Source organism: Tabrizicola sp. M-4, assembly GCF_051132405.1.
Classification (GTDB): Bacteria; Pseudomonadota; Alphaproteobacteria; order Rhodobacterales; family Rhodobacteraceae; genus Paragemmobacter.
Genome location: NZ_CP128606.1, coordinates 2,146,482 through 2,168,789 on the forward strand (window position 1 = coordinate 2,146,482; position 22,308 = coordinate 2,168,789).

28 protein-coding genes are annotated in these 22,308 nt (G+C 66.6%); 7 read left to right on the forward strand and 21 right to left on the reverse strand.

Features of this window, described 5'->3' with window-relative positions; translation table 11 throughout:
• Positions 1-21: 21 nt before the first annotated feature.
• Complete coding sequence (locus tag TabM4_RS10390; protein ID WP_434612008.1) at positions 22-1,080, reverse strand: YcaO-like family protein; 1,059 nt, start codon at positions 1,078-1,080, stop codon at positions 22-24.
• A 157-nt stretch (positions 1,081-1,237) separates the two neighbouring features.
• Here TabM4_RS10390 and TabM4_RS10395 point away from each other — a divergent pair, with 157 nt between their 5' ends.
• Complete coding sequence (locus tag TabM4_RS10395) at positions 1,238-1,618, forward strand: hypothetical protein (protein ID WP_434612010.1); 381 nt, start codon at positions 1,238-1,240, stop codon at positions 1,616-1,618.
• Between the two features lie 25 nt (positions 1,619-1,643).
• On the opposite strand, the gene TabM4_RS10400 is transcribed toward TabM4_RS10395, so the two are convergent.
• Positions 1,644-3,671, reverse strand: coding sequence for a BTAD domain-containing putative transcriptional regulator (locus TabM4_RS10400; RefSeq protein ID WP_434612013.1), 2,028 nt, complete (start codon positions 3,669-3,671; stop codon positions 1,644-1,646).
• Between the two features lie 226 nt (positions 3,672-3,897).
• Between TabM4_RS10400 and TabM4_RS10405 the strand changes: the two genes are divergently transcribed.
• From TabM4_RS10405 to TabM4_RS10415, 3 genes are all read left to right on the forward strand, one after another.
• The gene (locus TabM4_RS10405) at positions 3,898-4,200 is read left to right on the forward strand and encodes a hypothetical protein (protein WP_434612014.1); all 303 of its coding nucleotides are present in this window, start codon (positions 3,898-3,900) and stop codon (positions 4,198-4,200) included.
• A 142-nt stretch (positions 4,201-4,342) separates the two neighbouring features.
• Positions 4,343-4,849: an RNA polymerase sigma factor gene (locus TabM4_RS10410; RefSeq protein WP_434612016.1), complete on the forward strand. Its 507-nt coding sequence runs from the start codon at positions 4,343-4,345 to the stop codon at positions 4,847-4,849.
• Positions 4,846-5,601 carry an anti-sigma factor family protein gene (locus TabM4_RS10415; protein WP_434612019.1) on the forward strand — a complete coding sequence of 252 codons (756 nt, stop codon included), beginning with the start codon at positions 4,846-4,848 and terminating at the stop codon, positions 5,599-5,601. Before TabM4_RS10410 ends, TabM4_RS10415 begins: the two co-directional genes overlap by 4 nt.
• A 51-nt stretch (positions 5,602-5,652) precedes the next feature.
• Here the strand turns inward: TabM4_RS10415 and TabM4_RS10420 are convergent, their stop codons facing one another.
• The 4 genes from TabM4_RS10420 to TabM4_RS10435 form a co-directional block, all read right to left on the reverse strand.
• A complete protein-coding gene (locus tag TabM4_RS10420; RefSeq protein ID WP_434612021.1) occupies positions 5,653-7,035 on the reverse strand; it encodes a S8 family serine peptidase in 1,383 nt (460 codons plus the stop codon).
• A gap of 6 nt (positions 7,036-7,041) precedes the next feature.
• Positions 7,042-8,256, reverse strand: coding sequence for a PqqD family protein (locus TabM4_RS10425; RefSeq protein ID WP_434612022.1), 1,215 nt, complete (start codon positions 8,254-8,256; stop codon positions 7,042-7,044).
• Positions 8,257-8,332: 76 nt separating this feature from the next.
• Positions 8,333-8,668, reverse strand: a complete 336-nt coding sequence (locus TabM4_RS10430; protein ID WP_434612025.1) for a hypothetical protein — start codon at positions 8,666-8,668, stop codon at positions 8,333-8,335.
• A 405-nt stretch (positions 8,669-9,073) separates the two neighbouring features.
• A complete protein-coding gene (locus TabM4_RS10435) occupies positions 9,074-9,256 on the reverse strand; it encodes a hypothetical protein (RefSeq protein ID WP_434612027.1) in 183 nt (60 codons plus the stop codon).
• Between the two features lie 307 nt (positions 9,257-9,563).
• Here TabM4_RS10435 and TabM4_RS10440 point away from each other — a divergent pair, with 307 nt between their 5' ends.
• Positions 9,564-9,920: a hypothetical protein gene (locus TabM4_RS10440; protein WP_434612030.1), complete on the forward strand. Its 357-nt coding sequence runs from the start codon at positions 9,564-9,566 to the stop codon at positions 9,918-9,920.
• A gap of 79 nt (positions 9,921-9,999) precedes the next feature.
• On the opposite strand, the gene TabM4_RS10445 is transcribed toward TabM4_RS10440, so the two are convergent.
• Positions 10,000-10,305, reverse strand: a complete 306-nt coding sequence (locus TabM4_RS10445; protein ID WP_434612032.1) for a hypothetical protein — start codon at positions 10,303-10,305, stop codon at positions 10,000-10,002.
• The gene (locus TabM4_RS10450; protein WP_434612034.1) at positions 10,302-11,261 is read right to left on the reverse strand and encodes a hypothetical protein; all 960 of its coding nucleotides are present in this window, start codon (positions 11,259-11,261) and stop codon (positions 10,302-10,304) included. The genes TabM4_RS10445 and TabM4_RS10450 overlap by 4 nt, the downstream gene beginning before the upstream one ends.
• Between TabM4_RS10450 and TabM4_RS10455 the strand changes: the two genes are divergently transcribed.
• Positions 11,255-11,683 (forward strand): hypothetical protein, encoded by a 429-nt coding sequence (locus TabM4_RS10455; RefSeq protein ID WP_434612036.1) that lies wholly within the window; start codon positions 11,255-11,257, stop codon positions 11,681-11,683. The two genes, TabM4_RS10450 and TabM4_RS10455, sit on opposite strands and share 7 nt — an antisense overlap.
• Here TabM4_RS10455 and TabM4_RS10460 read toward each other — a convergent pair.
• Positions 11,628-11,861 (reverse strand): hypothetical protein, encoded by a 234-nt coding sequence (locus TabM4_RS10460; protein ID WP_434612039.1) that lies wholly within the window; start codon positions 11,859-11,861, stop codon positions 11,628-11,630. The two genes, TabM4_RS10455 and TabM4_RS10460, sit on opposite strands and share 56 nt — an antisense overlap.
• Positions 11,858-12,661: a glycoside hydrolase family 108 protein gene (locus tag TabM4_RS10465; RefSeq protein ID WP_434612042.1), complete on the reverse strand. Its 804-nt coding sequence runs from the start codon at positions 12,659-12,661 to the stop codon at positions 11,858-11,860. The genes TabM4_RS10460 and TabM4_RS10465 overlap by 4 nt, the downstream gene beginning before the upstream one ends.
• Positions 12,662-12,685: 24 nt before the next feature.
• Between TabM4_RS10465 and TabM4_RS10470 the strand changes: the two genes are divergently transcribed.
• The gene (locus TabM4_RS10470; protein ID WP_434612044.1) at positions 12,686-13,216 is read left to right on the forward strand and encodes an NUMOD4 motif-containing HNH endonuclease; all 531 of its coding nucleotides are present in this window, start codon (positions 12,686-12,688) and stop codon (positions 13,214-13,216) included.
• Positions 13,217-13,227: 11 nt separating this feature from the next.
• Here the strand turns inward: TabM4_RS10470 and TabM4_RS10475 are convergent, their stop codons facing one another.
• Genes TabM4_RS10475 through TabM4_RS10525 form a run of 11 tightly spaced genes read right to left on the reverse strand, consistent with a single transcriptional unit; the run spans position 13,228 to position 22,280 of the window.
• Positions 13,228-13,473, reverse strand: a complete 246-nt coding sequence (locus tag TabM4_RS10475; protein ID WP_434612047.1) for a hypothetical protein — start codon at positions 13,471-13,473, stop codon at positions 13,228-13,230.
• Positions 13,470-14,012, reverse strand: a complete 543-nt coding sequence (locus TabM4_RS10480; RefSeq protein ID WP_434612049.1) for a hypothetical protein — start codon at positions 14,010-14,012, stop codon at positions 13,470-13,472. The genes TabM4_RS10475 and TabM4_RS10480 overlap by 4 nt, the downstream gene beginning before the upstream one ends.
• Positions 14,013-14,023: 11 nt before the next feature.
• Positions 14,024-15,133, reverse strand: coding sequence for a glycine-rich domain-containing protein (locus tag TabM4_RS10485; protein WP_434612052.1), 1,110 nt, complete (start codon positions 15,131-15,133; stop codon positions 14,024-14,026).
• An 11-nt stretch (positions 15,134-15,144) separates the two neighbouring features.
• Positions 15,145-17,790 (reverse strand): hypothetical protein, encoded by a 2,646-nt coding sequence (locus TabM4_RS10490; RefSeq protein WP_434612055.1) that lies wholly within the window; start codon positions 17,788-17,790, stop codon positions 15,145-15,147.
• Complete coding sequence (locus tag TabM4_RS10495; RefSeq protein ID WP_434612057.1) at positions 17,787-18,179, reverse strand: hypothetical protein; 393 nt, start codon at positions 18,177-18,179, stop codon at positions 17,787-17,789. Before TabM4_RS10495 ends, TabM4_RS10490 begins: the two co-directional genes overlap by 4 nt.
• Entirely contained in the window at positions 18,176-18,685 is a 510-nt protein-coding gene (locus TabM4_RS10500; RefSeq protein WP_434612060.1) for a hypothetical protein, read from the reverse strand. The genes TabM4_RS10495 and TabM4_RS10500 overlap by 4 nt, the downstream gene beginning before the upstream one ends.
• A complete protein-coding gene (locus TabM4_RS10505) occupies positions 18,682-19,314 on the reverse strand; it encodes a hypothetical protein (RefSeq protein WP_434612062.1) in 633 nt (210 codons plus the stop codon). Before TabM4_RS10505 ends, TabM4_RS10500 begins: the two co-directional genes overlap by 4 nt.
• A complete protein-coding gene (locus tag TabM4_RS10510; protein ID WP_434612063.1) occupies positions 19,311-21,284 on the reverse strand; it encodes a phage tail tape measure protein in 1,974 nt (657 codons plus the stop codon). The genes TabM4_RS10505 and TabM4_RS10510 overlap by 4 nt, the downstream gene beginning before the upstream one ends.
• Positions 21,285-21,286: 2 nt before the next feature.
• Positions 21,287-21,412 (reverse strand): hypothetical protein, encoded by a 126-nt coding sequence (locus tag TabM4_RS10515; protein ID WP_434612065.1) that lies wholly within the window; start codon positions 21,410-21,412, stop codon positions 21,287-21,289.
• Positions 21,409-21,834, reverse strand: coding sequence for a gene transfer agent family protein (locus tag TabM4_RS10520; RefSeq protein WP_434612067.1), 426 nt, complete (start codon positions 21,832-21,834; stop codon positions 21,409-21,411). The genes TabM4_RS10515 and TabM4_RS10520 overlap by 4 nt, the downstream gene beginning before the upstream one ends.
• Positions 21,834-22,280: a phage tail tube protein gene (locus TabM4_RS10525; protein ID WP_434612069.1), complete on the reverse strand. Its 447-nt coding sequence runs from the start codon at positions 22,278-22,280 to the stop codon at positions 21,834-21,836. Before TabM4_RS10525 ends, TabM4_RS10520 begins: the two co-directional genes overlap by 1 nt.
• Positions 22,281-22,308: the final 28 nt, after the last annotated feature.

Below are 22,308 nucleotides of genomic sequence, written 5' to 3' on the forward strand. Positions count from 1 at the left end.
CCCCCCATCTTTTTTCTTGTCTCAGAACGGTTCGGGCAGATGCGGCCCCGCCGCGTCCGGGCACTGCCTGCGGAATCGCTCCATCCCGATACGCCCCCCCATCGCGCAAAGCCCCGGCACCAGCACCCGCAGGCTCGGCATCGGATCGCCCGGCAAGGTCATCTCGCAACTCAGCACCCGATGCCCAAGCGCCCCCAACCGCGCCACCAGATCGCGCCCATGCATCGGTGCCCGCTCGGCACGTGCGGCACCGGGCTGAAAAGCGGGCAGCCCGATCCGCCCATGCGCGGCCCAAGCCGCCGCCTCCGGATCACCCACAGACAGCGCCTCGTCGAGGCTGACCTCCGTCTGCACCAGTTCCGTCACCGCGGCCAAAGCCGCCTCCACCCGCGATGGCCGGGCCGCGCTGCCCAAGGCGACGCGCCCGCCCGCCTCGTCGCAAGACACCGCCACCACCACCGGCAACCCGACATCGCCGGTCACCTCCAAAAGGCGCGTCCGCCGCGCCCGCCGCTCCAGCCACCAGCCAAGGCGCGGCTGCACCGCGTCGATCTCTTCCAAGGCCACCGCGCCCGCCTCGCGCCCGCCATGCCACCACAGGGCCAGCGCATCCCGCTCCACGCATTCCCACAGCGCCACCGTCTCCGCCCCCTGCCGCGACGGTGCCACGGCACAACCCGTGGAATTGGCATCCGTCCGCAATGGCTCTCCCAAGGCTGCCGCGCAATCGAGGAACACCTCCTGCGCGGCCACCATCATCGCCTCGCCCGAGGCAAGGTCCCGGCATTCCACCAGCGCCAGCCCGTCCCCCCTCGGCGCCGCCGCCAGCATCGCCAGATGCGATTGCGCAAGGCTCGCCCGCAATTCCAAGGCCTCCGCCCCCGCCGACACCATCGCCTGCTGCAACGTCAATCCCCGCCCGGCAGGCAGGCGCGGGCGACACCCCGTCACGCCTTCGCCCAATGGCAATGCCACCGCCAGAAACACCGGCGTATCGGCGGAATAAAGCGGCATCACGCGGAAATCTCCGGCCAGCGACCGGTTCAAAAGCGTGATCAGATCGGCGGGTTTCATCATCATGCCCCCAATAGGACGCCGCACCCGCCCCCCGATCAAGCCGCCTTTCCCTGCCCCTCCGGCCCCTTTCACGCTGGCTTCACGCAAGCCCTGCCTTGATGGGCGGAACGGCGGCACCCAAGACCCGCCGCATCACCGCAACCCACAGGAAGGACAAGGCATGGTCGGATTCTTCAACCTGAAAAGCGGCTCGCTGGCCGAACAGCGCAAGACGGGCGAGGCGATCATGCGCCTCAGCCGCAGCGTCTTCGACGACAGCCCCGGTTCGGAATGGCTCGCCTTCAGCGAGGACCCGCGCAAATGGCTGCACAAGGCAGGCTACCGCTACGATGGCCCCGGCGCGGGCAAATCCGGGCAGATTCCCGCCTCCGTCACACTCGTCCCGGTCTATGACACGCCCAACATCATGCATGTCCGCATCCCGTGGAAGGGCCTGCTCGACACCCCGCCCGCCGTTCAGGACGAACCCACCTATGGTGGCGATCCGGCCAACCGCTTCCCCGTCCTGCTCGCTCGCTACTTCATGCGCCACTGCCGCTGAAGCCGCGCGCCGCCGCCTTGTCCGGTCATGGCCCCGCCATGGCCCGGGCAAGGCGCAGCCCCGCGCGCAACCGCTCGCGCCCCGGCTGCCATGCGATGGGCAGCGTGCCCATCACCCAATCCTCTATCCCCTCCTCATCCGCAGGCCCCGCGCCATGCCACGCCCCCGCCACCAGATCGCGGAACGTGGCATAGGCCGCCGCCGCCTCCCCCGCCCGCCCCAGATGCGCCCATGAGGCCGAGGCCCAGACCCCAAGGTCGGGAAAGCCGTCATGGCATTTCTCCACCGCCGCGATGGCCGCCTCATAGTCCCCGGCCATGAAATGGATGCCCGCCATGTAGACCGAGTAATATTCGGGAAAGATCGGGTTCAACCGCACCGCCCGCCGCGCATGGTCCAGCGCATCCCCCGTATGGCCCAGAAATCCCAACCCGCTCGCCGCCGCGATCAAGGTTTCCGCGTCATGCGGGTTCAGGTCCACCGCCATCCGGAAATGCGTGTTCGCCCGCTCCGCCGATTGCGCGATCAGCCAGTTCCACGCCATGCTCACATGGCAGCGCGGATCATAGGGGTCCAGCGCAAGCGCCTCCCGCGCATGGGCAAAGGCGCGCGCGCGATCCGCCTCTGCCCCCGGATAGCCCGGCCGCACCATCCCCCGCGTCGACAGGATCTGTGCAAGGCTCGCATGGCTCCCCGCCAGCCCCGGATCCATCGCGATGGCCCGCAGGAACAGCGCCTCCGCCTCGTCATCCGCCTCTGCAGACCACAGCCGCGAAAGCTGATGCCCGCGCAGCCAAAGGTCATAGGCCGCACGGTCGCTCGCCGCACTGCGCGCATGGCGTAAAAGCGTGATGTGATTGACCTGCGACGCCAGATTGGCCGCCACGGCCCCCGCCACCGAAGAGGATGTCGCCTGCAGATCATCCTCCGCCGTCGGAAACAGCCCCGACCAGACCTCCCGCCCGTCCCGGCAATCGACCAGCGTCACGAACAGCTTCCCCGCAGGCGACCGCCAATCCAGCACGCAATCCACCGCGAAATCGGCATCGATGGCCCGCCCCACCGCCGTGTAATCCACCGCACTGGCCGACTCGAACCCCGCCGAGGGCCACGGGATCACGATCCAGCAGCGGAACCGCGACAGGCATGTCTTGGCCAGAAAAGCAAAACCCTCGCCCAGATAATCCTTGCTCCGGTCGTGATACCGCGTCAGCGGCGGGCGGATGGTGATGCGCGGCGGCCCGCTCTGCCGCGCCTCCGCCTCCGCCTCCCGCCCCGCCCCACCCCGCAGCGCCACAGCAGACGCGCGGGGCAGCGCGACCTCCCCGCTCTTGATCGCCACCAGCAACGCGTCCGTCGCCTCGCTCGGCTCGCTGTCCAACTCATCCGCCAGAGCCTGCGCCAGCAAGGCATATTGCCGCAACGCCGCCGACTGATCCCCCCGCAGCGCATGGAACCGCATCAGGAACTGATGCGCCAATTCATGGCTCGGCTCGATCCGCACCAACTCATCCGCCACCCGCGTATCGCCAAAGGCCTGCGCCGCGATCAACCGCTCCACCTCATCCGTCAGCGCCATGGTCAGCGCCGACCGCATCTGCGACCGCTCAATCTGCAACCATGCCTCAAAGACCGGCGCGCTGGGTTGCGACGGGCCGAACAACTCCCCCCGCCACAGCGCCGCCGCCGCCAGAAGATCGGCCTGACCGGTCCCCTCCCCCCCGATCAGCGCGCGCAACCGCAAGGCATCCACCGCAAAGGCCGCGCCCTTCAGCCCCACCGTGAACCGGTCCGCCTCCAGCACATCGCCATCCGGCTCCAGCACCTCGCGCAGTTCCTTCAACGCCTGCCGCAGACTGCTCCGCGCCAGCGCCTCAGGGGCCGGGTCCCACAGCAGACTGGCCAGATGCTCCCGATTCATCCGGAACCCGGGGCTCAACAGCAAAAGCCCCAGCAGACAGCGCGCCTTGCGCGTGCGGAACGCAAGGTCCTCCCCGGTCGACAGCCGCAGCACGCGCAGACCGCCCAGCAGATCGACCTGAAACCGCACCATGCCACCCGCCCCGGCGTCCCTGCCCCAGCGTCAACTTGCACATTCGCATGGCCCCTTTCAACAAACTATCGCGCCACCCCGCCCCTCGCTCCGCCAAGACGCCCCCAGCCCACGCCACGCGATTCACAAAGTTTACCGCTGCCTTCACGCCCCGTTCACGCAGCAGCGGCAAGGCTTCCCCCACGCCGCAAAGCATTCATCCGGCGCACCCAACGGAGAGTGACAGATGCAAAATCCCATTGCCCACGCCTTGCTCGCCCTCGCCCTTGCTTCCCCCGCCCTCGCCGAAGACATCCCCCCGCAACCCCTCCTCGCCACCTGCCCGCTCACCGGCGGCACGGTGACACGGGCCGATTGCACCGCCCTACAAGACAGCTTCGACACCGGCATGACCGATTGCCTCCAGACGATGCAGTCCAAGGCCAGTGCCAACACCGGCATGGTCTACAAGCACAACTCCCATACCTACCGCGCGCAGAGCGTGATCTGCGACCGGGAGGTGCGCGCAAGGATGGGTCTTTCCGACTGACCCATCCTGCGGACGGGCCCGACCGCCCGCTCCCTCGCGGGCCCGTCCCACCCTTTTCCGCCACTCCCGAAATTTCCATGGAATAACCCTTGCGCTCCTGCGTTGTTCTGGCGGAACACTCCACGATCCCGAAGGAGCCCGCATGTCGGACCGATTTCGCCAAGACCTCGTCGCGGTGGTGCCGAAGCTTCGCCGCTTCGCCTACAGCCTCACGGGGAACCGGCAGGATGCCGACGACCTCGTGCAGGCCGCCTGCGAAAAGGCGCTGCGCAATGCCGCGCAATTCATCGAAGGCACCCGTCTGGACAGTTGGCTTTACCGCATCGTCCAGACGCTCTGGATCGACGACCGCCGCAAACGCCAACGTCAGGGCGCAACCATCGACCCCGAGGATGCCGTCCTCTCCGACGAAGGCAAGGCCGCCTCCCTCCCCGAAGACCGCATGATGCTCGCGCGCACCCGCGCCGCCATGGCCGATCTTCCCGAAGGCCAGCGCGAGGTGCTGGCCCTCATCGCCATCGAAGGGCTCAGCTACCGTGAGGCGGCAGAAACGCTCGACATCCCCGTCGGCACGGTCATGAGCCGCCTTTCCCGCGCCCGCGAGGCGCTCCTCCCGAAACTCGGCCTCAGCATGGGACGCCGCCAATGACCCCGACCAAGATAGACCGCGCCCGCATCGCAGCCTTCGTGGATGGCGAGCTTTCGCCGGAAGAGGCCGCCGCCGTCGCCATGCACCTGGCCGACCATCCCGAAGATCAGGCCTATGCCGATGATCTCTTCGCCGCCAACACCGCGCTCGCCACAGCCTTCGCGGCACCGCTGCACGAACCGGTGCCGCAGGCCATCCGCGACACGATCTTCCCGCCAGCCGCGCAGGAGCGCCCCCCCGCGCAGGTCATCCCCTTCCCGCGCAGACCCGCCACCCTCGTGGCAGGCCTCTCGCTCGCGGCCTCTGTCGCCCTCGCCGTCGCCCTCTTCCGCCAGCCGGGAGCCGACCCCTTCACCCCTGGCCCTGTCGCGGCAGGTTCCGAACTGGCGACCCTGCTCGACACGCTCCCCTCCGGCGAGGTCCGGCCCACCGCACAGGGCGGCGACCTAATGATCCTTGCCACCCTGCCCACGCCCGATGGGTTCTGCCGCGAAGTGGAACGCATCGACGCGGCGGCAGGTGCCATGGTGCAGGCGCTGGCCTGCCGTGGCCCCGGCACGCCATGGGACATCGCCGTCGTCCTCAAGGAACCCCTGACGGATGCCGCCACCGAAGACGGTTTCGTCGCCGCAGAAGGGGCCGCTTCCGAGGGCCTGACGCCCTTCCTCGATCAGGCAGAGGCGGGCCTCGCCCTCACGCCCGAGGAAGAGGCCACCCTCATCGCCGGCGGCTGGAACGCGCCCACCCCCTGATCCGTCCCGCAGGAAGGACCCCGCACAAAGCGGGGCCCCGCCTCGCGCTGGTCACCCCTCTTTCGGCACGACAGGCGCATCGCACAGCCCGGTCACATCCAGCAACCCGGCGCCAAAGACCTCGTCCACCCCTTCCGCGCCCAGATCGCGCGCCCCGGCCTTCAACCGCTCCGCCACAGCCGCAGCCCCCAGTTCCGGCTCCCGCGACAGGATCAACGCCGCCGCCGCCGTGACGAAGGGCACGGCATAGGACGTGCCGCTCTTCCCCCGCGCCCCCCGGATCGAGGTCGCCGCCAGCAAGCCCACGCCGGGGGCCGCCAGATCGATCTCCGGGCCGCGCTGCGCATCGCGGTAGATCCGCCCCCGCGCATCGACCGCCGTCACCGCGATCACGCCCGGATGCGCGGCCGGCCATGCAGGCTCCAAGGCAGGTCCGCCATTCCCCGCCGCCGCCACCAGCACCGTCCGATCCGCCGCCACCACGGCATCCAGCGCCGCCGACAGAACCGCATTCTCCGGCCCAGCGAGCGACAGGTTGATCACCCGCACGTCGCGCGCCAGCAGCAGATCCAGCCCCTCCAGCAACACGCCAAGATCCGCCCGCTCATCCCCCGCCGCGCGCGAAAAGACGTCCACCGCCACCACCTCCGCTTCGGGCACGAGGCCCGGCACCCGGCTCTCCTCCGCCCCGGCCAGCAGCGACACCACCGCCGTCCCATGCACCGCCTGCGACGGGTCCAACGTCGGATCGGCGATCCGCGTCACCTCGATCCGCGCCCCCTCAAGGATCTCATGCTCCGCATTCACCCCGGTATCGATCACCCCGATGGGCAGCCCCGCCCGGCAACTCCCCCGCGCCTGCCAGCCGATCAAATCCTGCGCGCGGCAGTTCTCATGGCGGCACTCTTCGGGCTGATCCCCGCTCCCCGCCCGGTAGAAATGGTTCAGGTCCGCCGCCTCCCCCCCCGGCAGCGCGCGCACGCGATCCCGCGCCTCAGCCAGCGTCACGCCCGACGGGATGCGCAACCGCGTCACCGTCCGCCCGACCCGCTCCAGCCGATCCGCCGCGATCTCGGCAAAGCCCTCGGCGCGCAGGATGTCCAGCGTGGCCGCGGGCAGGTCCAGCACCACGACCTCATCCGGCACCGACGCAGGGCGCGGGACAGAGACGGGAACCGCGCGCGGCTGCCGCCGCGTCTGGCGGAAGAACCCGCCATCATCGTCATCCGACCCGCTGCCGAATCCGAACCCGCCACCGCTGTCATCATCGTCATCGTCATCATCATCGTCATCATCGTCGTCGCTGCCGCCGTCATCATCGTCATCCTGCGCATGCGCCGCAGCCGACAGGTCACCCGTTAGGGCCAAGGACGGCAGAACAACCTGCACCATCGCCGCGACCAACACGGCAAGCCAAAGCTGCATGATCCGCATGTCCCCTCACTCCCTTCCTGTCCGCTCGCCGCCAGCCTCTGCCTCGGCAAGCCCCTCATGCCACATCTGCCCCAACAGAGCCGCAACATCCTCCCGCAACCGCGCGACGGGCTGGTCGGGAAAGACCCGCCGCAACTCGCGCGCGATGATTTCCGCCGAAACAGGGCGCACCAGCATGTCCCAGATCATGCTTGCCACCGGGTTCAGGTGCCACAGCATGTTGCCCGCAGGCTGCCACAAGAAGGCCGCCCCGGCCAGATGCCGCGTCGCCGTCCCCCCCGCCCGCCGGAACCGTGCACGCCCGTGAACCGCCGCAAACGCCACCGGCCCAGCCTCGGCATCCTCCACCTCGGGCAAGACGGGAACCGCCACCGCCCGCCCATCCCCCGCAAAGGCCGCGCGCAACAGCGCCACCGCCTCCTCCAGATCGGAGTAGACGAGCCGAACCCCCACCAGCCGCGCCGCAAGATCGCGCGCCGCCGCATAAACAGCCTCCGTCCCCTCAGGGCCCGCGATGCTCCGCTCCACGATGGCGCGCAGCACCCGGTCCTCGGGCAGGTGATGCAGCGTCGCCGCCCCCGCTTCCCTGCGATCCAAAAGGACCAAGACCTCCGCCTCCGCCCGCGCCCCATGCGGCAACAGGCTTTCGGTCCACAGATAGCCATAGCGGTCATCCGCCGCCCCAAGGCACCCCGACACATGCCGCCGGAATCGCTCCGACGCAGCTTCCGGCAAAGGCAACCGCAGCCGCGGCGCAAGGCCAAGGCCGATCACCTCGCCCCCTGCCGCCACCGGCAGCACGTCATCGGCAAGCACCGCCACCCCCGCCTCCGCCGACAGCCGCGCCACCAGCGTGGATTTCCCCGCCCGCGCCGCCCCCGCAAGGATCACCCCGCGCGCCCCGAACGACACGCCCCCGCAATGCAGCCCGAAGATATGCCCCCCCGGCGCATCGCTTCGGGCCTGCGACAGGTCCGCCAGCACGGCACAGACCGCCGAGGCAAGGCTCAACCCATCGACCGGTTCCTCCAGATAGCGCGAATGGGCACGATACAGCCCCTCACCCCGCGGCTCGATCACCGTCACCGGCACCGCTTCCGACGGTCGCGACGGATCAAGGCGTCGCAGCGTGATCGGCCAACCCTTGATGCATCCGGTCAGGGCCTCCAGAAAGGCCGGCTCGTCCGGAAGGATGAAGGGATCGGCAACCCCCTCCGCCATCAGCACCCGCAATGACGGAACGGGAGGGGGCTCGCACCCCCTCCCCCCCGCGACGACAGTCGCAGCCCCGCCCATCTCACAGGCCCGGGAACATCGCCTTCAGCCACGGCGGAACCTCGCCGCCATTCTTCCCCGCCGAACGCGACGGGCGCGTGTTGCGGTTCCGCGACGGGCCGGAATTGCTGCTGCTGCGCGACGGTGCCGAAGGGGCCGAAGGCGCGGACGGCCCGCTCGACGACCCACTGCTCGACGATCCGCCGCTGGATGACCCACCCCCGGAAACGCCGCTCGCGCGGGCGGCATTCATGCCCACCATGGCCGGCGCCATGTAGGCGGCACCCGCTGCAAGGCCGACACGCGTCAGAAGGCTGCGGCGGGTAAGCACGCTGCGGGTCACGGTCTCTTTCTTCATCGGATATCCTTTCCATGTCCAAGGCAGCCCGGCCCTCTCGACCGGTCATGCACAAAGAACGCACCACCTCCCGCGCCTATTCCCTGCCAAGGCAAAAAATCTTCCCACATCTGAAGAAAGCCCAAAGCCCGCCCGGCGCGGCCAATCAGAACAGCCAAGGCTCGCGAGGCATCAATGATGCGAACGCATGCGGGGCGAGAACTGGATGGAGGTGGCCGCCAACAGCATCCGGACTGGCCTAACGCCTTGTTGCCGCATCGCTATTTCAGAGGGGTGGTGCCCAAGGTCGGGGCCGGATTCGCGCAAATAATCACGTGAAATCAATGCGCAGGTGTCCCGCAGGCATGTAAGAGCAGGTGTAATGGAATCAATGGGTTAGAAAAGGGGTGTCCCACGATTTCTGCCCTACTTCCGCTCATCCTCCGGCAGCTGCTCCGGCACCTCGACGCCATGCGCGACGAGCCACTCCCTGACCTCGCCCCATAGGTCCTGCGCGCCGTAGCTGCGATAGCCCATGACGTTCTCCAGCTTGCGGCGGAGGTCGGGCGGGATGGTCTGGGGCCAGTTGGTTTTTTCGCCGTTATGCACCGAGTCCCTCACAATCTATGCACGTAGCGGTTGAGCCGCACCGCTGTTGCACGAAAACGGTCAAGCGAAAAATCGCCCATAGCGGTGCAATATTCCCGTTGAATGAAGCATTGGTTTACGAGATTTTGTCGGGGTGCGCAGGAATGCCACAACATAAGGTGGCCTGCGGTCGGTGTTGGAGCACCCCCGCAGGCCTTGGTTGAAACTCGGTTGTTCCCTTATTTCTCCCGCTGTGAGGCCATTTCGCATTAACCGCGCAAACTGGTCAAGAGAGAGATCGGGGACGACACTTGCTCAGAGGAGATAAATGAGCATGTCGACTACGATCAGACTGAACGGCCTTCATGGCCGTGTGCATGACTTCAATCTTTACCCACTGCATGGCACGGTCTTTCCCCGTGTCTCAGGGGTATATGTGGCCATGCGCAGTGCCGCATTTGGCGAAATCTGGCCGCTCTATGTCGGCGAGTCGGATGACCTCTATCGTCGCCTGATCTCTGACAGGATGGCGCACGAAGGGCTCACTCGCGCCATCATGCGTGGGGCAACTCATATCGCCGCAAAGGTGATGTGGGATAGGAGCGCGCGGATCTCGCTGGAAACCGAGCTGCGGCACAGCCTCAACCCGCCCTGCAACAAGCAAGGCCTTGGCTTGTTCGGTTAAACTGGACAGGGCCGTCCAGACCACCGGGCGGCCCACCACCACCCGCGCCCGCGCCTGATCGGCCAGCGCCGCCCCTTCCTCATATGCTCGGATAGACCGTGATCGTGGTGCCTTCCGGCGACACGGTCTGCGTGACCCCGGCCACGGTAGCGCGGACCTGCAGCGAATAGACCCCGGCAGGCAGACGGCCATCGTTGAACGTGACGCGGATCTCCGACCCGCTGGTGATCGCGACGGCATTCGCGGTGATGACGGCCCCGCTCGTGCTTTGCGCCACCGCCTCTGCCGTGCCGCCGGTGAGCGACGTGATCTCGCTGCCGGGTTCAAAGGTCACGGGAATCCGGATGATCAGATCGTCATCTTCAAAGGTCGTGAGATTGGTCACGCCGCCCTCCATGTCGCGTTGATGGTTTCGGCCTGCCAGAGGCCCTGCAGGACATGGCCGCGCGCCGTGCCATCGAGGACATGAGCGCGGGCTGTCCCGGCGATGGTGACGGGGCCGAAGACACCGGGCAGGCTGTTTGCGCGCCAGACGCCGGGTAGCAGCGCATTGGCCGCAGTGCCTTCCTCGCGCGCCTCGCCCACCGCAGCCGCCGTGGCGCTGCCCTGCGCCGTGCCTGCGCCTTGCGCCAGGGCAGAAGCCGCGCCGGAGGCCGTGGCGAGACCCGCTGCCGCGCCGACAGCCGTGACCCGCGCCGCGCCCGCGCCGGTGACCGTCGCCGCCCCGGCAGCGCTACCAGCCGCATCGATGCGCCGCGCGCCAGTCCCGGCCACCACGGCAAGGCCAGCCGCAGCGCCAGCCCCGGCCCGGATCGAGGCCCCTGCCCCGGTGACAGTCGCCGCGCCAGCCGATGCCCCTGCCCCGCCCCGGATCGTCGCACCTGTGGCAGATGCCGATGCGCTGCCGGCTGCAGATCCAGCGCCAGCCGCGACGGTGCCCGCGACGGTGCCGACTGCCGATACCGTGGCAGTGCCTGCCGCAGATCCGCTGGAAGCCGCTGTGGAAGCGCCCACGCCCGTGGCCGCGCCAACCCCTGCCGCCGACCCGTTGGACTCGGCTGTGGCGCGCCCCGTAGCCGCTGCGGTGGCAATGCCTGCCGAGGCCCCAGCCCCGGCTGCAGTGGATGCGCCAATGCCTGCCACCGTGGCTGTGCCGGAGGCCGAGCCTGCGCCGCTGGCAATGCTGCCTGCCGTCGATCCGACAGCCGAGGCTGTGGCGACACCTGCAGCGGTTCCAGCCGCGCCGATGATGGTCTGAGACGTGCCTGCGACGGTGGCCGATCCTGCAGCAGCGCCAGAGGCCGCGATGATCGCAGCGCCCGTGGCCGAGGCCGTTGCCACACCTGCCGCGCCACGCCGACGCGGGCATAGCCGGTATAGGCCACCTCGTTGGTGAGCTGCGTGCCAGCCTCGCCGGGATCGGCGGTGTGCAGCGAGATGAACAACTGGCCCGCGGCGACGGAACCCCGCACGCCCGTGGCATCGCCAAGGTTGCCGATGTTGGTGTTCAGGAAGATGAGGTCGAGCAGCGCCGCCTCGAAGGCGTCGGTCTTGGACATGGTAGGGTCTCCTGTGAGGTTTCAGCGGCAAGCCGCGTCGGTTTTGGCGATCAGGCGGGCGGTCGGAACGACAACCCGGTCGGTGCCCTCTTCGAGGAGGGCCTGCGCGGCCTGATCCCGGTCCTGCCGGGTGGCATCGCAAAGAGCTTCAAGGCTTCCGGTTGCGCAGGAACTCGCGGGCAGCAGCAGGATCGCCGCCAATAGTCCGGTCCACTTCATCTGCGTCTGTCCTTCCATTGCGATAGGATTCGAGTTCATCGGCGCGGGCCTTGGCCGCTGCGAGACGGTTCGACAGGCTGGCGGACCGGATGCCGACCAGACCCAGCACAAAGGCCAGAGCCATGATCAGCACGAGCTGCCAGTTGCGGAGGGCCCAGATCATCGCCAGCCGTCAGCCCAAGCCCGCAGCCGCTCGCGGAAGATCACCAGCGAGGCGATCACGGCGACGCCGAGAAGGCCGATCACCGCCAGTTGCACCCACCGATCATCAAGCGCGGAAAGCGCGGCGACACCTGCGCCAGCCTTGGCTGCGACATCGATCACCGTGGCCTGCACCGTGGCGGACTGCGCGATGTTCTCGCGCAGCGCGTCCTGAGCCTTTGCCTCAACCGCCATCAGCGGCACAGAGTTGGTCGATTCCGGGTCCGTGGCCATGGACAGCGCGATTTCCTGCACTTCCGTGACGCGCCGCGTCCAGCCCTTGCCGAAGGTGTTCCAGTGGCGCAGGCCGCGCAGGAACCGCATCCGGCGGGCGCACAGGCGCTCGATGAGGCTGTAGACATCCTCCTTCGCAATGGCTGCCAGCGTCACCTGCCCGATAATCCCGTCTGCCGTCACGCCAAGCTCGCGCTGGATGTCCTGCGCGGCGCGGCGCGGGCCGGAGTTCACGGCATAGTCGAACAGGGCATAGTCCAGCCCGGACGGCAGATCATCGCCCCGGATCGCGTCCCAGTACTGGCGCTTGTAGATCTCGCCCACCTCATCGGCGGTGATGGCGCGGACGCTGCGGCGCGGCTGTCCCTCGCGGTCGCGGAACGCGTCATAGACCCGCTGCGTCACACCCATGTTGGTTGCGCCGCCGGGGTCCTTGGGGTGGTTGCTCCAACCCCCTTCATGTTGGAGAACATGCCGGAGAGAGATAGAAATGTTGGCCTTTACCATGTGTTCACCATGTTTTAGCATGAAGCGCCAGAAACAGGACGCATCATGGAAGTTTGGAAAGACGTTCCAGGGTTTGAGGGCGCTTACAGCGTTTCCAGCCTTGGAAAGGTGCGAAGCCTAGACCGCACCGTCAGATACACCGATGGCCGCGTGGCATTTTTCAAAGGGGTTTTGTTTGACCCGGTTCGTGGAGCGCAGGGTTACCTTGGGGTTACACTGCGCCGAGATGGAAAGAGCCACAGAAGGCTGATTCACCAGATAGTTGCCGCCGCATTTCTTGGACCAAAGCCAGACTGGGCGGATTGCGTGAACCACAAAAACGGAGACAAGACGGACAACCGATTTGAGAACCTTGAATGGGTGACGCTTGCCGATAACAATCGTCATGCAAGGGCTACCGGCCTGCTCAATCAGCGCGGCGAAAACTGCAATCTGACCGTCTATCCAGACGCTCTTGTTTCTGCACTTAGGCGCGTTCATGAGAGATACAGGCCGACCTACAGCGAGCTTTCTCTGCTTTTTGATATGCCGCAATCGACCGTTTCACAGATAGTCAGAAACCTTTCACGGAAGTGATCAGCCCCGGATCAGGGCTTGGCGTTGTTCTGCAGGATGTTCTGGATGGCGATGAGGCGCTCCTCGATGCGCCCGAAGCCAAGCTCCAGAGACCGGAGCCGGATCTCGGTGGCGTCATCCTCGCGGCGCATCTCAGCCACGGCATCGCGCATGAACACGACCTCGGACTGCAGCTTCGAGAAAGCGATGAGGCCACCCACGCCCATCACGACGAGGGTGATGATGTTTCCCCAGTTCAGCACGTTCTCGAACCTCATTGCATGATCCCCTCGATGATCGCGGCGCACTGCGCCTCCGCAGCCTCCACGGCTTGCATCAGCGCCTCGCCAGTCCCTGCGCTTGCAATGGCCCGCTCAGCGGCGCGCCGGATTCCCGCCATGCGTGACGCAGCGAAGCGATAGGCCTCAGCCGCGGCGACGATGCGGCCCGCAAGTTCAAGGACGGTCTCGCCGGTGATCGAGGCCTCGCCTGCCAGAAGCGCGGTATCGGCCTCGGTATCCGTGCCGTTCATCACCGCGATGGCGGCCTGTTCCTTGGCCGTCCAGGACAGCTTTTCGCCGAGCGGCACGCCTGCAGTGAGCGTGGCCTCGACGTTGGAGATCGCGGCGAGGACAGCGGTGAGGGCGGTCGCCGCGGTGAAGCTGCGGCCCGGAGGCAAGAGCGTGTCACCGTCGAGGACCCAGCCCGGCCCGGCTTCGCCTGCCGGAAGCCAGTCCTCCATGAAATCCGGCACGTTTTCTGGGTCGACTTCTGCGACGTTGACCACAATGCCATCGATGATTTGCGCAAGACGCATCACTTCCCCCATCAGCCCAGAATCCAGACGCGGCATTCCCCGCGAGCTCCGTTGCCTGCAGCGACGGCGCCTTGAGTGCCCGCGCCACCGCCACCAGGCGCAACGCCGCTCTCCCCTGCTATGTTTGCCCCCGTCCCGTTCCCTCCGCGCCCACCAAACGCACTCAAACCGCCATTATAGGCAATGTTCGAATGGGTCGTGCCACCGCCGCCGCCGCCGTAGACGGCGTTGCTACGCTGCAAAGAGGCGGCTTGGTTTTTCCCGCCGCCGCCGCCGAAAATCGTCGTGGCGTCTGAAAAAGGCGCGACATTTTGGCCGCCTACACCACCACCCACACTACCGCCTACGGAGTTGCTGTTGACGCCAGCTCCCATAGCGCCCCCGCCATTACCTCCGGTAACGGAGGACGCGCCGCTAGCGCCACCACCGCCGCCAAAGGCCGTTAGGAGCGAGCCAAAGGTCGAATTTCCACCGTTGCCGCTCGGCTCTGTTCCGCCAGCCCCGATTACGACAGAAATCGAAGATGGGAGATCTGCAATACGAAAATCCTTTTGTATGTAACCACCGCCGCCGCCGCCCATAGAACCGTTAATGTTGCCAGCAGCGCCACGACCGCCAGCGCCGCCACCTCCCCAAAGTTCAATGATGACCATGGTATCCGGGTCATAGCCCGTGGGTCGCGTCCAAGTTCCCGATGTGGTGAACACCTGATAAGCCGGACCAGCGCCAGCCGCACCACCGCCCGCGCTGGACAGAATGCGAAACGCGGTGCCGACGAACTCAATCAGGGACCGCCGCCCCGCCGCCAGCGCAGAAGCCCCAAGCGCGACGTTGTCCGCGTCCACGACCGGAACTGCCGTCCCGCCGTTGATCGCCAGCGTGACGGCGCCGGTGTTCGCCGCTGCCCATGTGATGGTAAACTTCATCCCGTTGACCAAGCCGCCCGGATCGAGCGGCGGGTCGAGCGATGCCGTCACGGCGTTGCCCGTGCCCGCGACAGCGGTCAGAGGGAACGCCGCCGCGTCGAAAAGCGACTTCATCCGCTGCGCGTACTCGTTCAGGAAATCAGTGCCCGTCAGCGGCGGAGTTGAGGAGCCGGAGGAGGTCGTCCGTGGCGGCATGGTTTATCCTTTTAGGCCCAGAGTTCAGGGGCTTCGTCGACAAGGGTAAGGCTGGCTGTGAAGTCTTCGCGCGGGTCGACGGCGAACACGATCAGCCGCAGGACCTCTTGCCCCTTGATCCCGATCGAGACGAGCGCACCGTCATAGACATCGGCGGCCGGGATCGGCGTGGCCAAGGTCAGTGTGGTGTGCTCGCCAGTGGCATTGGTGAGGACGCGCACCGCGCTGGGGCCGTCAGGCCCGCGAATGACAGCGCCGCTTCTTTTGCCCAAGAGCAGCATGTCCGGCACGGCCAGAACATCGGTCACGGCCAGAAGATCCGGCTCATTCGTGATCGACACGGCGCAATCCAGCGTGATCGAGGTCACCTGCCCCGAACCGTTCAGCGTCCAGTTCACGATCCGAGCCGAACCGGCATACTCCGACAGCATGTCATGCTGCACGCCGACGAGATCGCCACGCCGCGCCACAATGGCCTCCACAGGGGCATCGAGGCTGTAGAACGTCGAGCGGTACCGGCTCTGCTGCTGGTCATAGGTCGCGCGGGCCGTGACCTCTGCTTCAGTGACCGGGCCTTCATAGGTCACCTGCTCCAGAACGCGCGGCGTCCCGATGAAGCCGGGGCGCGGCACCACGATCTGGCGCGTCTCATAGTCCTGATTGGCATCGCGGAACGATACCCGCAGCCCATCCGGCACCTTGGCGAAGCCCTTCGACCAGCGGAAGCCGCTTGAATTGCGCGGCGTGAAGATCTGCACCGGGGCCTCGGCGCTGCGGTCATAGTCCCGCGCCACGCCATAGATCTCGGACATGTAGGGCCGAGCATATCCGCAGCCCGCGATGATATTGGCCACCTCGATGACGCTCTGATCCTCGATCAGCGCGTTGCAGTGCCAACCAGCCGCGCGCCACGTCACCAGCGTGTCGTCATCGATCATGTCTACCGGCACCGGATTGGCGTTTAGATACCCGGCGAAGACATCGCGCAGGTGAGGCGCGGGGTTGTCCGTCACGGCCCATGTATTCCAGCCTGTGCCATCCCAATCCCTGACCCACCCACCGGCGATGCAGGACACCGACTCCAGCGCCCGGTTCCTTGCCCGCACCGCGATCAGCGCGAGCTGATCGGTCGGCACGGGGTGCTGGTTCCAGAGCGAGACGGAGCGCAGCAGGTAGAGCGAGTCCGACAGGCCGTTGCGGGTCCGAACGATCAGCCCCGGCGACCCCTGATAGCCGAACAGGTCCCAGACCGTGCCGGAATGGGCATAGGTCGAGGAGACATAGGTCGACGCGGTGAAGGCCGCGCCGCGCATAACCTCGATCTCATACCGCCCGCGAGGGAAGCTGGACGTGCCGAGGACAAAGCGCGCCGTGTAGCGGTTCATGTCGGTGTAGAGCACGCCGCTGGTGGCAAGGTTGCCTTGCGCAAGCCACGCATCGCCGGAACTGCCGAACCATGGATCGGCGTTCCATGCCGCGTTGACCGGGGCTGCGGACTGGGCCGGGCTGTTGCGCCGCGCTTCGACAAAACCCTCGCTGGACGCCGCGCCGGGCGAGACCGAAGGATCGTCGCTCCATTCCAGCTTGATCGTCGCCCGGAGCTGCCGAAGGCTTGCGCCTTGGAAGTGCAGTTCGGGCAGATTGCGCCACGTCGTGGTGCCTGCGAGCCTGATCCGGATGCGGATCGGCACGCGGATCTGCACCGTCGTGCTGCCCTGATCGTGCAGGCCTTGCGGAAAGGCGATGTGCAACCATTGCTCGTCCGGGTCGTCGCGCGTGACCATGACATAGGGCTGCGGCAGCGCATCCTCGATGGCGCCAGTGACAGAGTCGATGGTCCGCCCGTCGCTGTCCGAAACCGAATGCGCCACCATCTCTTGCTGCACGGACTCGGTCTTGGACTGACGCTGCACCAGCGTCAGCGGCAGATCGCCGGGCCAGCCCTCGCGCGTCTCGAACTCGACGCCGATGTCCTCGATCGGCGCGGCCCCGACGCGGATGTCGGTCAGCCGATGCGGGCCGGAGAGGCAGAACACTGCCTCCACTACCTCGTCGCGGCCGTCGAAGTAGGTCAGCGGCTCGATGGCAAGCGGCGGGAAAACCTTCCGCTCACCCACGACACGCGGGATTGCGCCGTTGGCCTCAAGGATGTTGCCTTCGGCAGAGGCCGCGCCCTCGTTGACGATGCGGTTTGCGGTTTCGTTCTGGCGGGCCGTGGGCGGCGACGACAGGGCTGACAGTGCCAGAGAGCCAACCAGACCCACACCCGTTGCAACGGCGCGGGCGAGAAAGGTCCCGCCCTTGATCCCCAGCGCCTTGATACCGTTTGCCGCGATGCCACCTGTGACGGCGATCAGGGCGATGGATGCGACCAAGGCGAGGATCTGCTTCCCACCGCCCTCATCACCGCCGCCCATTGGCGTGGCATGGAACGTCACCTCGACCGGCACACCGTTGTGCCGCGGTTTCGGCTTGATCATCCGCCATGCCGTGCGCTGTACCGGGCGACCATTCACGCAGATCGTGCCGCGATCGGCAAAGTCATGCGGGAGTGACGGCATTTGCCGCGCCATTTCGGCCAGCGTCAGGCCCTCCGGCATATAGGCCACACGCGGCTCAATCCCGAACGGCTCGCGATAGACTGCAAGGATCGTCACGCCGCCCGCCTCCTGTAACCCAGAATCCGCCCCGCCACGGTGAAGTGCTTCACCGGAACCACCACCGCCGCAGAGGCGGCTTCGACGTGCAGCACGCGCTGCGCATCGATCATCACTCCGACATGGGCCACGACAGCGCCGCCGCGCGGTGCCCGCATGAGGCACACATCGAAGGCCCGCGGATCGTTCACCGCCTGCCATCCATCATCCTTGCGCGCTTCCATGGTGCGGGCCACCCGCACGAGGTCCCGCGCCGAGATCTCGCCATAGGCTGGCAGATCGATGGCGAGGCACTCCCGGTAGACCCGTGCCACCAGAGACCAGCACGTCACCTCGCCCTGCCCCTCACCGAACGGCAGGCCGATGTACTTCGCGTACCAGTCCATCACCGAAACAGCCCCGGCAGCCGGTCTTGCGTGGCCCGCACGTTGGGCCATGGCTCGACGCTGAAATCCGCAAGCTCGATGTCGCCGACCAACTGGCTCACATCGCCTTCGGCGTTCACCAGCTCGAAGTGCCGGAACGCATAGATCGGGGCAGTGGCCGCGATCTCGGTGCGTGGATCGACGGACAGGTTGAAGTCCGCCGAACTGCGCACCACCAGCTCTGCCTTGGCCCGCGTCTGGGATTTCCGCAGCGCTTCCCCGATCCGGCGGTCGAGGTTCGTCACCACGATCTGCGTCCTCGGCCCGCTTTCCGTGTCGGTCAGCTGCTTGATGCCGAAGGGGATGCCAGCGAAGGTCACCCCGCCGACCTGATATGCCATCACGTCCGAAACCACCCTGATCGGATCAGAGAACGCAGGATGTTCGATGGTCAGGAACGCGATCAGTGCGTGCGGACCGTTCTCCTGTTCCAGCGTGAGGCGCTGCGCCTCGGCATCAACGCGGCTCACGGGATGTAGGCCACGATACGCGACACGCCGCCCGGCGCGGTTGCCGGGATCTGGCCGGCCGTGACGACGCGCGCCAGCTGTTCCGTCACGATCCCAGAGGGCGTGGCGGTGGTATAGACATCGAAGGTACCAGCCACAGCCGCGACGGCCGAGGCAGCGGTCCTGATGCCGTCGACGCCGAACACCGATCCGGCATAGTCAGCCACGACCTTTGGCACGCGGTTTTCATTCGGGCGCACGTAGGGTGCCCACCAAGGCGTGCCGGGCTGTCGCAGCGCGGTGAAGCTGACCAGTACATAGCCTTTGGCTGTCTGCCCCACATCATAGGGCCGCTGCTGCCCTGCCTTGAACCGCCACAGACCGATCACGCCCGTCACCGGGTGGCGCCATGCAAAGGCCTTTGAGCCGCGCGCCAGCGTGGTGTCGAACCACGTCTCGAAGGCGTTGAACTGGGCCAAGGTAAAGGGCGACATTGGCACGGTCCATTCTTCCCACCGCGCCGTGGTGGCGGGCCGGGTGATCTCCGGACCGCGCTCTGGCTGGAACGAGGCGCGGGCTTCAACAGGACCGCCCGAGGCGCGGTACCGTTCCGGGCAGTCTGGAACGTTGGTTGGCCAGTACGGGATCATCGTTTCACCCCTGCAGGCCGCGCTGAGTACCGGCCACGCATCGCGGAATCGTGGTCGCCGCGCGCGATCTGTTTGCCGACCGTGATGCGGATCAGCTCATCGCCGCCGGGGCCTTGCTGGCGTTCCTGCCGAACCTCACCACCGCCTTGGTTGATGACCTGCACCATGGTCCTCGATCCGCCGCCCGCACCAGATGCCCGGACGCCGAGAGAGCCGTTGACGCGGGTCAAGGGCAGGATGGCCTCGGGGCCAGCCTCGCCCATGAGGCCCATGCCGCCCCGCATCGGGAAGGCGGTCGGGCCGTTGACCACACCGCCCGTCGCAAAGGCCTGCACGCGCCCGCCCATGAAGACGTTGCCCATCGCGGACTTGGTCAGAGGCAGAAAGCCGCCTGCGCCGAACACGTTGGGCATGAGACTGCCCAGCAGGTTGAATATCTGGTTCTCGATCATCATCGAGGCGAGGCGCGTCACCATCCGGCGCACCGCGTCTTCGGCCTTCATGCTGCCATCGATAACGCCGGAGATCATATCGGAGAAGCCGGAGCGGAACGCGTCGGAGAACTGAGACAGGGAGTCGCTCGTGTCGCGGTACTTGTCCTTCAGGCCGTCGATGGCGCGGGAATAGGTGTCCTGTGTGATTGCGTTCATCCGCAACAGTTCACCAAGCCGCTGCTCTTCGATGCGGTACTTCTCCGCCGCGGTGCGGGTCTCGTCGTAGATCCGCTTGGCCTCGGCAGCGACATCGTTGCCACCGCCACCACCGCCGCCGCCACCACCGCCGCGTGGTGCGGGGCGGGCAGCGCCACCGGCGCCACTGGCAAGAGTTCCGAACGGGTTCGGGGTAAACTCGCGCATCGTCGCGCGAGCGATCGAGTCCATTCCACCCTCATTTGCCACCTTGCCGTATGCCAGCGATGCAGCGGCCGCGGATGCGCGAGCGGTTTCGTTGGCAAGCTCCGTGGCCATGCCGCGGGTCATCGCGTACATCTGATAGGCCGAAGCCATGTTCTTGGCGATCTGCTCCGCAGAACGGCTTACAGCTTCGGTTGCGCCGGAAAGATCAGCTGCCTCATCACCGATACGGATGGTTTCGTCATAAAGCCTGCGGGCGGCAGGATTCATCGCCTCGTAGCTGCCAGCCGAGGCCAGCAGCAACTCCGACAGCCTCTGTGCCGCCTCTGCCTGCCTTGCAGGTCCTGTTGCCGTATCGAATGCGTACATCGCCACGGCCAAGGCGCTTGCATTGGCTTCAGCAACGCCAAGTTCTTCGGCGAGGAAACGCCAGTTATCCGTGCCAGCAATTTCGCCGCCAAATTCGTCGCGCATTACATCCCGCAGTGCCAACAGCGGGCCGGTGACCGAGTCAATTGACTGGGTCAGTGCATCGAAGGCGGAAACGCGATTGATTTCCGCCAAGGCCAAAGCAAAGTCCCGCGCGGCGGCCGACAGGCTCCCATACTGCGCCACAAGTTCGGCAGAGGGCGTCTGCACGTTTTCCAATGCCGCGCGATAGCTGTCGATTGCCTTACCGAGGTTCGAAATCGCCTCCTCGGCCGTCATACTGGATTCCCCTGCATTCAACAGGTTTCCAGCCAGAGGGATCAGGGCCGCGGCGGCCGCACCCGCCAAAGCGCCGATCAGGCCCATGCTGCCGAGCAGTTGCGGCAGCTGCTGCGCCATGGCCCGCGTTGGCTCAGTCCCGCCTGCGACCTGCGTGAAGAAGTCCCCAACCTGAAACGCCGCGTTCTGCGCCGCAAAGCCAAGGTTGCGATACTCGCCTGCGCTTTCGCGCATCTGCCGACCCTTACGGGCAAGGCCTTCCGTCGCACCGCTGTTGGTCTGCCGAAACTCTCTGTCGATCTTCCGCAGCTCGTCCGAGACCGTCTTGCTGGCCTTCTTGGTCTCCGAGATCATCTTGGTCGCGTTGGCCTCAAGGCGAACCAGAAGCGCTTGGATGTCTTCGCTCATGCCTAGAAGCCCTCAATGCCGAGATCGCGCAGGCGATCTTCCTCGATGTCGCCTCGCGGCGCGTCCTTCTTGCCGCCGTGGAAGCGGCGCACTCCGTCCATGCAGGCCATGAACTCCCAGAGCGTCATTCCGTCGATCTGGTCAGGGGTGAATCCGGCAGCGGCCCCAGATCCGTAGAACTGGCTGAACCGCCATTTTCCGACTGGCTCGTCGGACCCACCCCCATCGGCTCCCCCACTTCATCACCCGCAACGCCTGCCAGCGCAGAGCCAAGGATGCCGATGGAAAGGGGAACGAGGCTGCTCAGGCCGTGAAGCTCGGCCATCGCGATGACCAGTTTCCCGGCCTCGATGCGGTCCATGCCGCCGCCGACCAGCCCGAACTGGATCGTGCGGATCGGATCATCGACGCGCCATGTGCCGACCTGCAGCTTCGTAAGCAGCTCGTGCGGGCCTGCATTGGTCTGGTCCTGCAGGCCGCGCAGTTCGCCGAGCCGGAGGGCAAAGTCATGCTCACCGCCCACCCAGCTCAGCCGTACGCTACGCCCCATCAGGCAACCCGGTCGGTGCGGGTCGGCGTGCCGTCGAACTGGATCTCGACGGTGGCCGTGACCTTCTGGCCTTTAGTGCGGCTGTTCGACAGGTTTGCCAGCAGCGCAGGACCCGCTTCGGTCTGCAAATCACCGATGGCGGCACGGGTGTTGCGAAGGCGGATGTTGCGGGTCGCGCCGCTGTAAAACCAATCCGACATCGTGCCCCAGGACTGCTGCGCCCAGACGCCCGATGCGCTGATCGACACCTCGATGGAGCGCACCTGCTTCTCCAGAGAGTGCGGCAGCGATTCATCATCGCAATCCGGGATCTCGACCGTGTCGATGTTCGACGTGCGGGTCACTTCGACATCGGTCAGGCCGCAGATGCGGGTGAACGTGCCGGGGGTGGTGGTCTCGATCTCCAGCACCATCTCTTCAAACTTCTGGGTCACGGCGACAGCCATGTGAACCTCCTTTTGGAACAGGACCGCT

Excerpts from the sequence above, each read along its gene's own strand:
- TabM4_RS10460 (WP_434612039.1), bottom strand. The coding sequence starts at position 11,861 with ATGATCTGGGCCCTCCGCAACTGGCAGCTCGTGCTGATCATGGCTCTG.
- TabM4_RS10525 (WP_434612069.1), bottom strand. The coding sequence starts at position 22,280 with ATGGCTGTCGCCGTGACCCAGAAGTTTGAAGAGATGGTGCTGGAGATC.
- TabM4_RS10505 (WP_434612062.1), bottom strand. The coding sequence starts at position 19,314 with ATGATCCCGTACTGGCCAACCAACGTTCCAGACTGCCCGGAACGGTAC.
- TabM4_RS10465 (WP_434612042.1), bottom strand. The coding sequence starts at position 12,661 with ATGCTAAAACATGGTGAACACATGGTAAAGGCCAACATTTCTATCTCT.
- TabM4_RS10395 (WP_434612010.1), top strand. The coding sequence starts at position 1,238 with ATGGTCGGATTCTTCAACCTGAAAAGCGGCTCGCTGGCCGAACAGCGC.
- TabM4_RS10405 (WP_434612014.1), top strand. The coding sequence starts at position 3,898 with ATGCAAAATCCCATTGCCCACGCCTTGCTCGCCCTCGCCCTTGCTTCC.
- TabM4_RS10430 (WP_434612025.1), bottom strand. The coding sequence starts at position 8,668 with ATGAAGAAAGAGACCGTGACCCGCAGCGTGCTTACCCGCCGCAGCCTT.
- TabM4_RS10475 (WP_434612047.1), bottom strand. The coding sequence starts at position 13,473 with ATGAGGTTCGAGAACGTGCTGAACTGGGGAAACATCATCACCCTCGTC.
- TabM4_RS10415 (WP_434612019.1), top strand. The coding sequence starts at position 4,846 with ATGACCCCGACCAAGATAGACCGCGCCCGCATCGCAGCCTTCGTGGAT.
- TabM4_RS10400 (WP_434612013.1), bottom strand. The coding sequence starts at position 3,671 with ATGGTGCGGTTTCAGGTCGATCTGCTGGGCGGTCTGCGCGTGCTGCGG.
- TabM4_RS10420 (WP_434612021.1), bottom strand. The coding sequence starts at position 7,035 with ATGCGGATCATGCAGCTTTGGCTTGCCGTGTTGGTCGCGGCGATGGTG.
- TabM4_RS10480 (WP_434612049.1), bottom strand. The coding sequence starts at position 14,012 with ATGCGTCTTGCGCAAATCATCGATGGCATTGTGGTCAACGTCGCAGAA.
- TabM4_RS10390 (WP_434612008.1), bottom strand. The coding sequence starts at position 1,080 with ATGATGATGAAACCCGCCGATCTGATCACGCTTTTGAACCGGTCGCTG.
- TabM4_RS10410 (WP_434612016.1), top strand. The coding sequence starts at position 4,343 with ATGTCGGACCGATTTCGCCAAGACCTCGTCGCGGTGGTGCCGAAGCTT.
- TabM4_RS10510 (WP_434612063.1), bottom strand. The coding sequence starts at position 21,284 with ATGAGCGAAGACATCCAAGCGCTTCTGGTTCGCCTTGAGGCCAACGCG.
- TabM4_RS10470 (WP_434612044.1), top strand. The coding sequence starts at position 12,686 with ATGGAAGTTTGGAAAGACGTTCCAGGGTTTGAGGGCGCTTACAGCGTT.
- TabM4_RS10520 (WP_434612067.1), bottom strand. The coding sequence starts at position 21,834 with ATGGGGCGTAGCGTACGGCTGAGCTGGGTGGGCGGTGAGCATGACTTT.
- TabM4_RS10425 (WP_434612022.1), bottom strand. The coding sequence starts at position 8,256 with ATGGCGGAGGGGGTTGCCGATCCCTTCATCCTTCCGGACGAGCCGGCC.
- TabM4_RS10485 (WP_434612052.1), bottom strand. The coding sequence starts at position 15,133 with ATGCCGCCACGGACGACCTCCTCCGGCTCCTCAACTCCGCCGCTGACG.
- TabM4_RS10440 (WP_434612030.1), top strand. The coding sequence starts at position 9,564 with ATGAGCATGTCGACTACGATCAGACTGAACGGCCTTCATGGCCGTGTG.
- TabM4_RS10515 (WP_434612065.1), bottom strand. The coding sequence starts at position 21,412 with ATGACGCTCTGGGAGTTCATGGCCTGCATGGACGGAGTGCGCCGCTTC.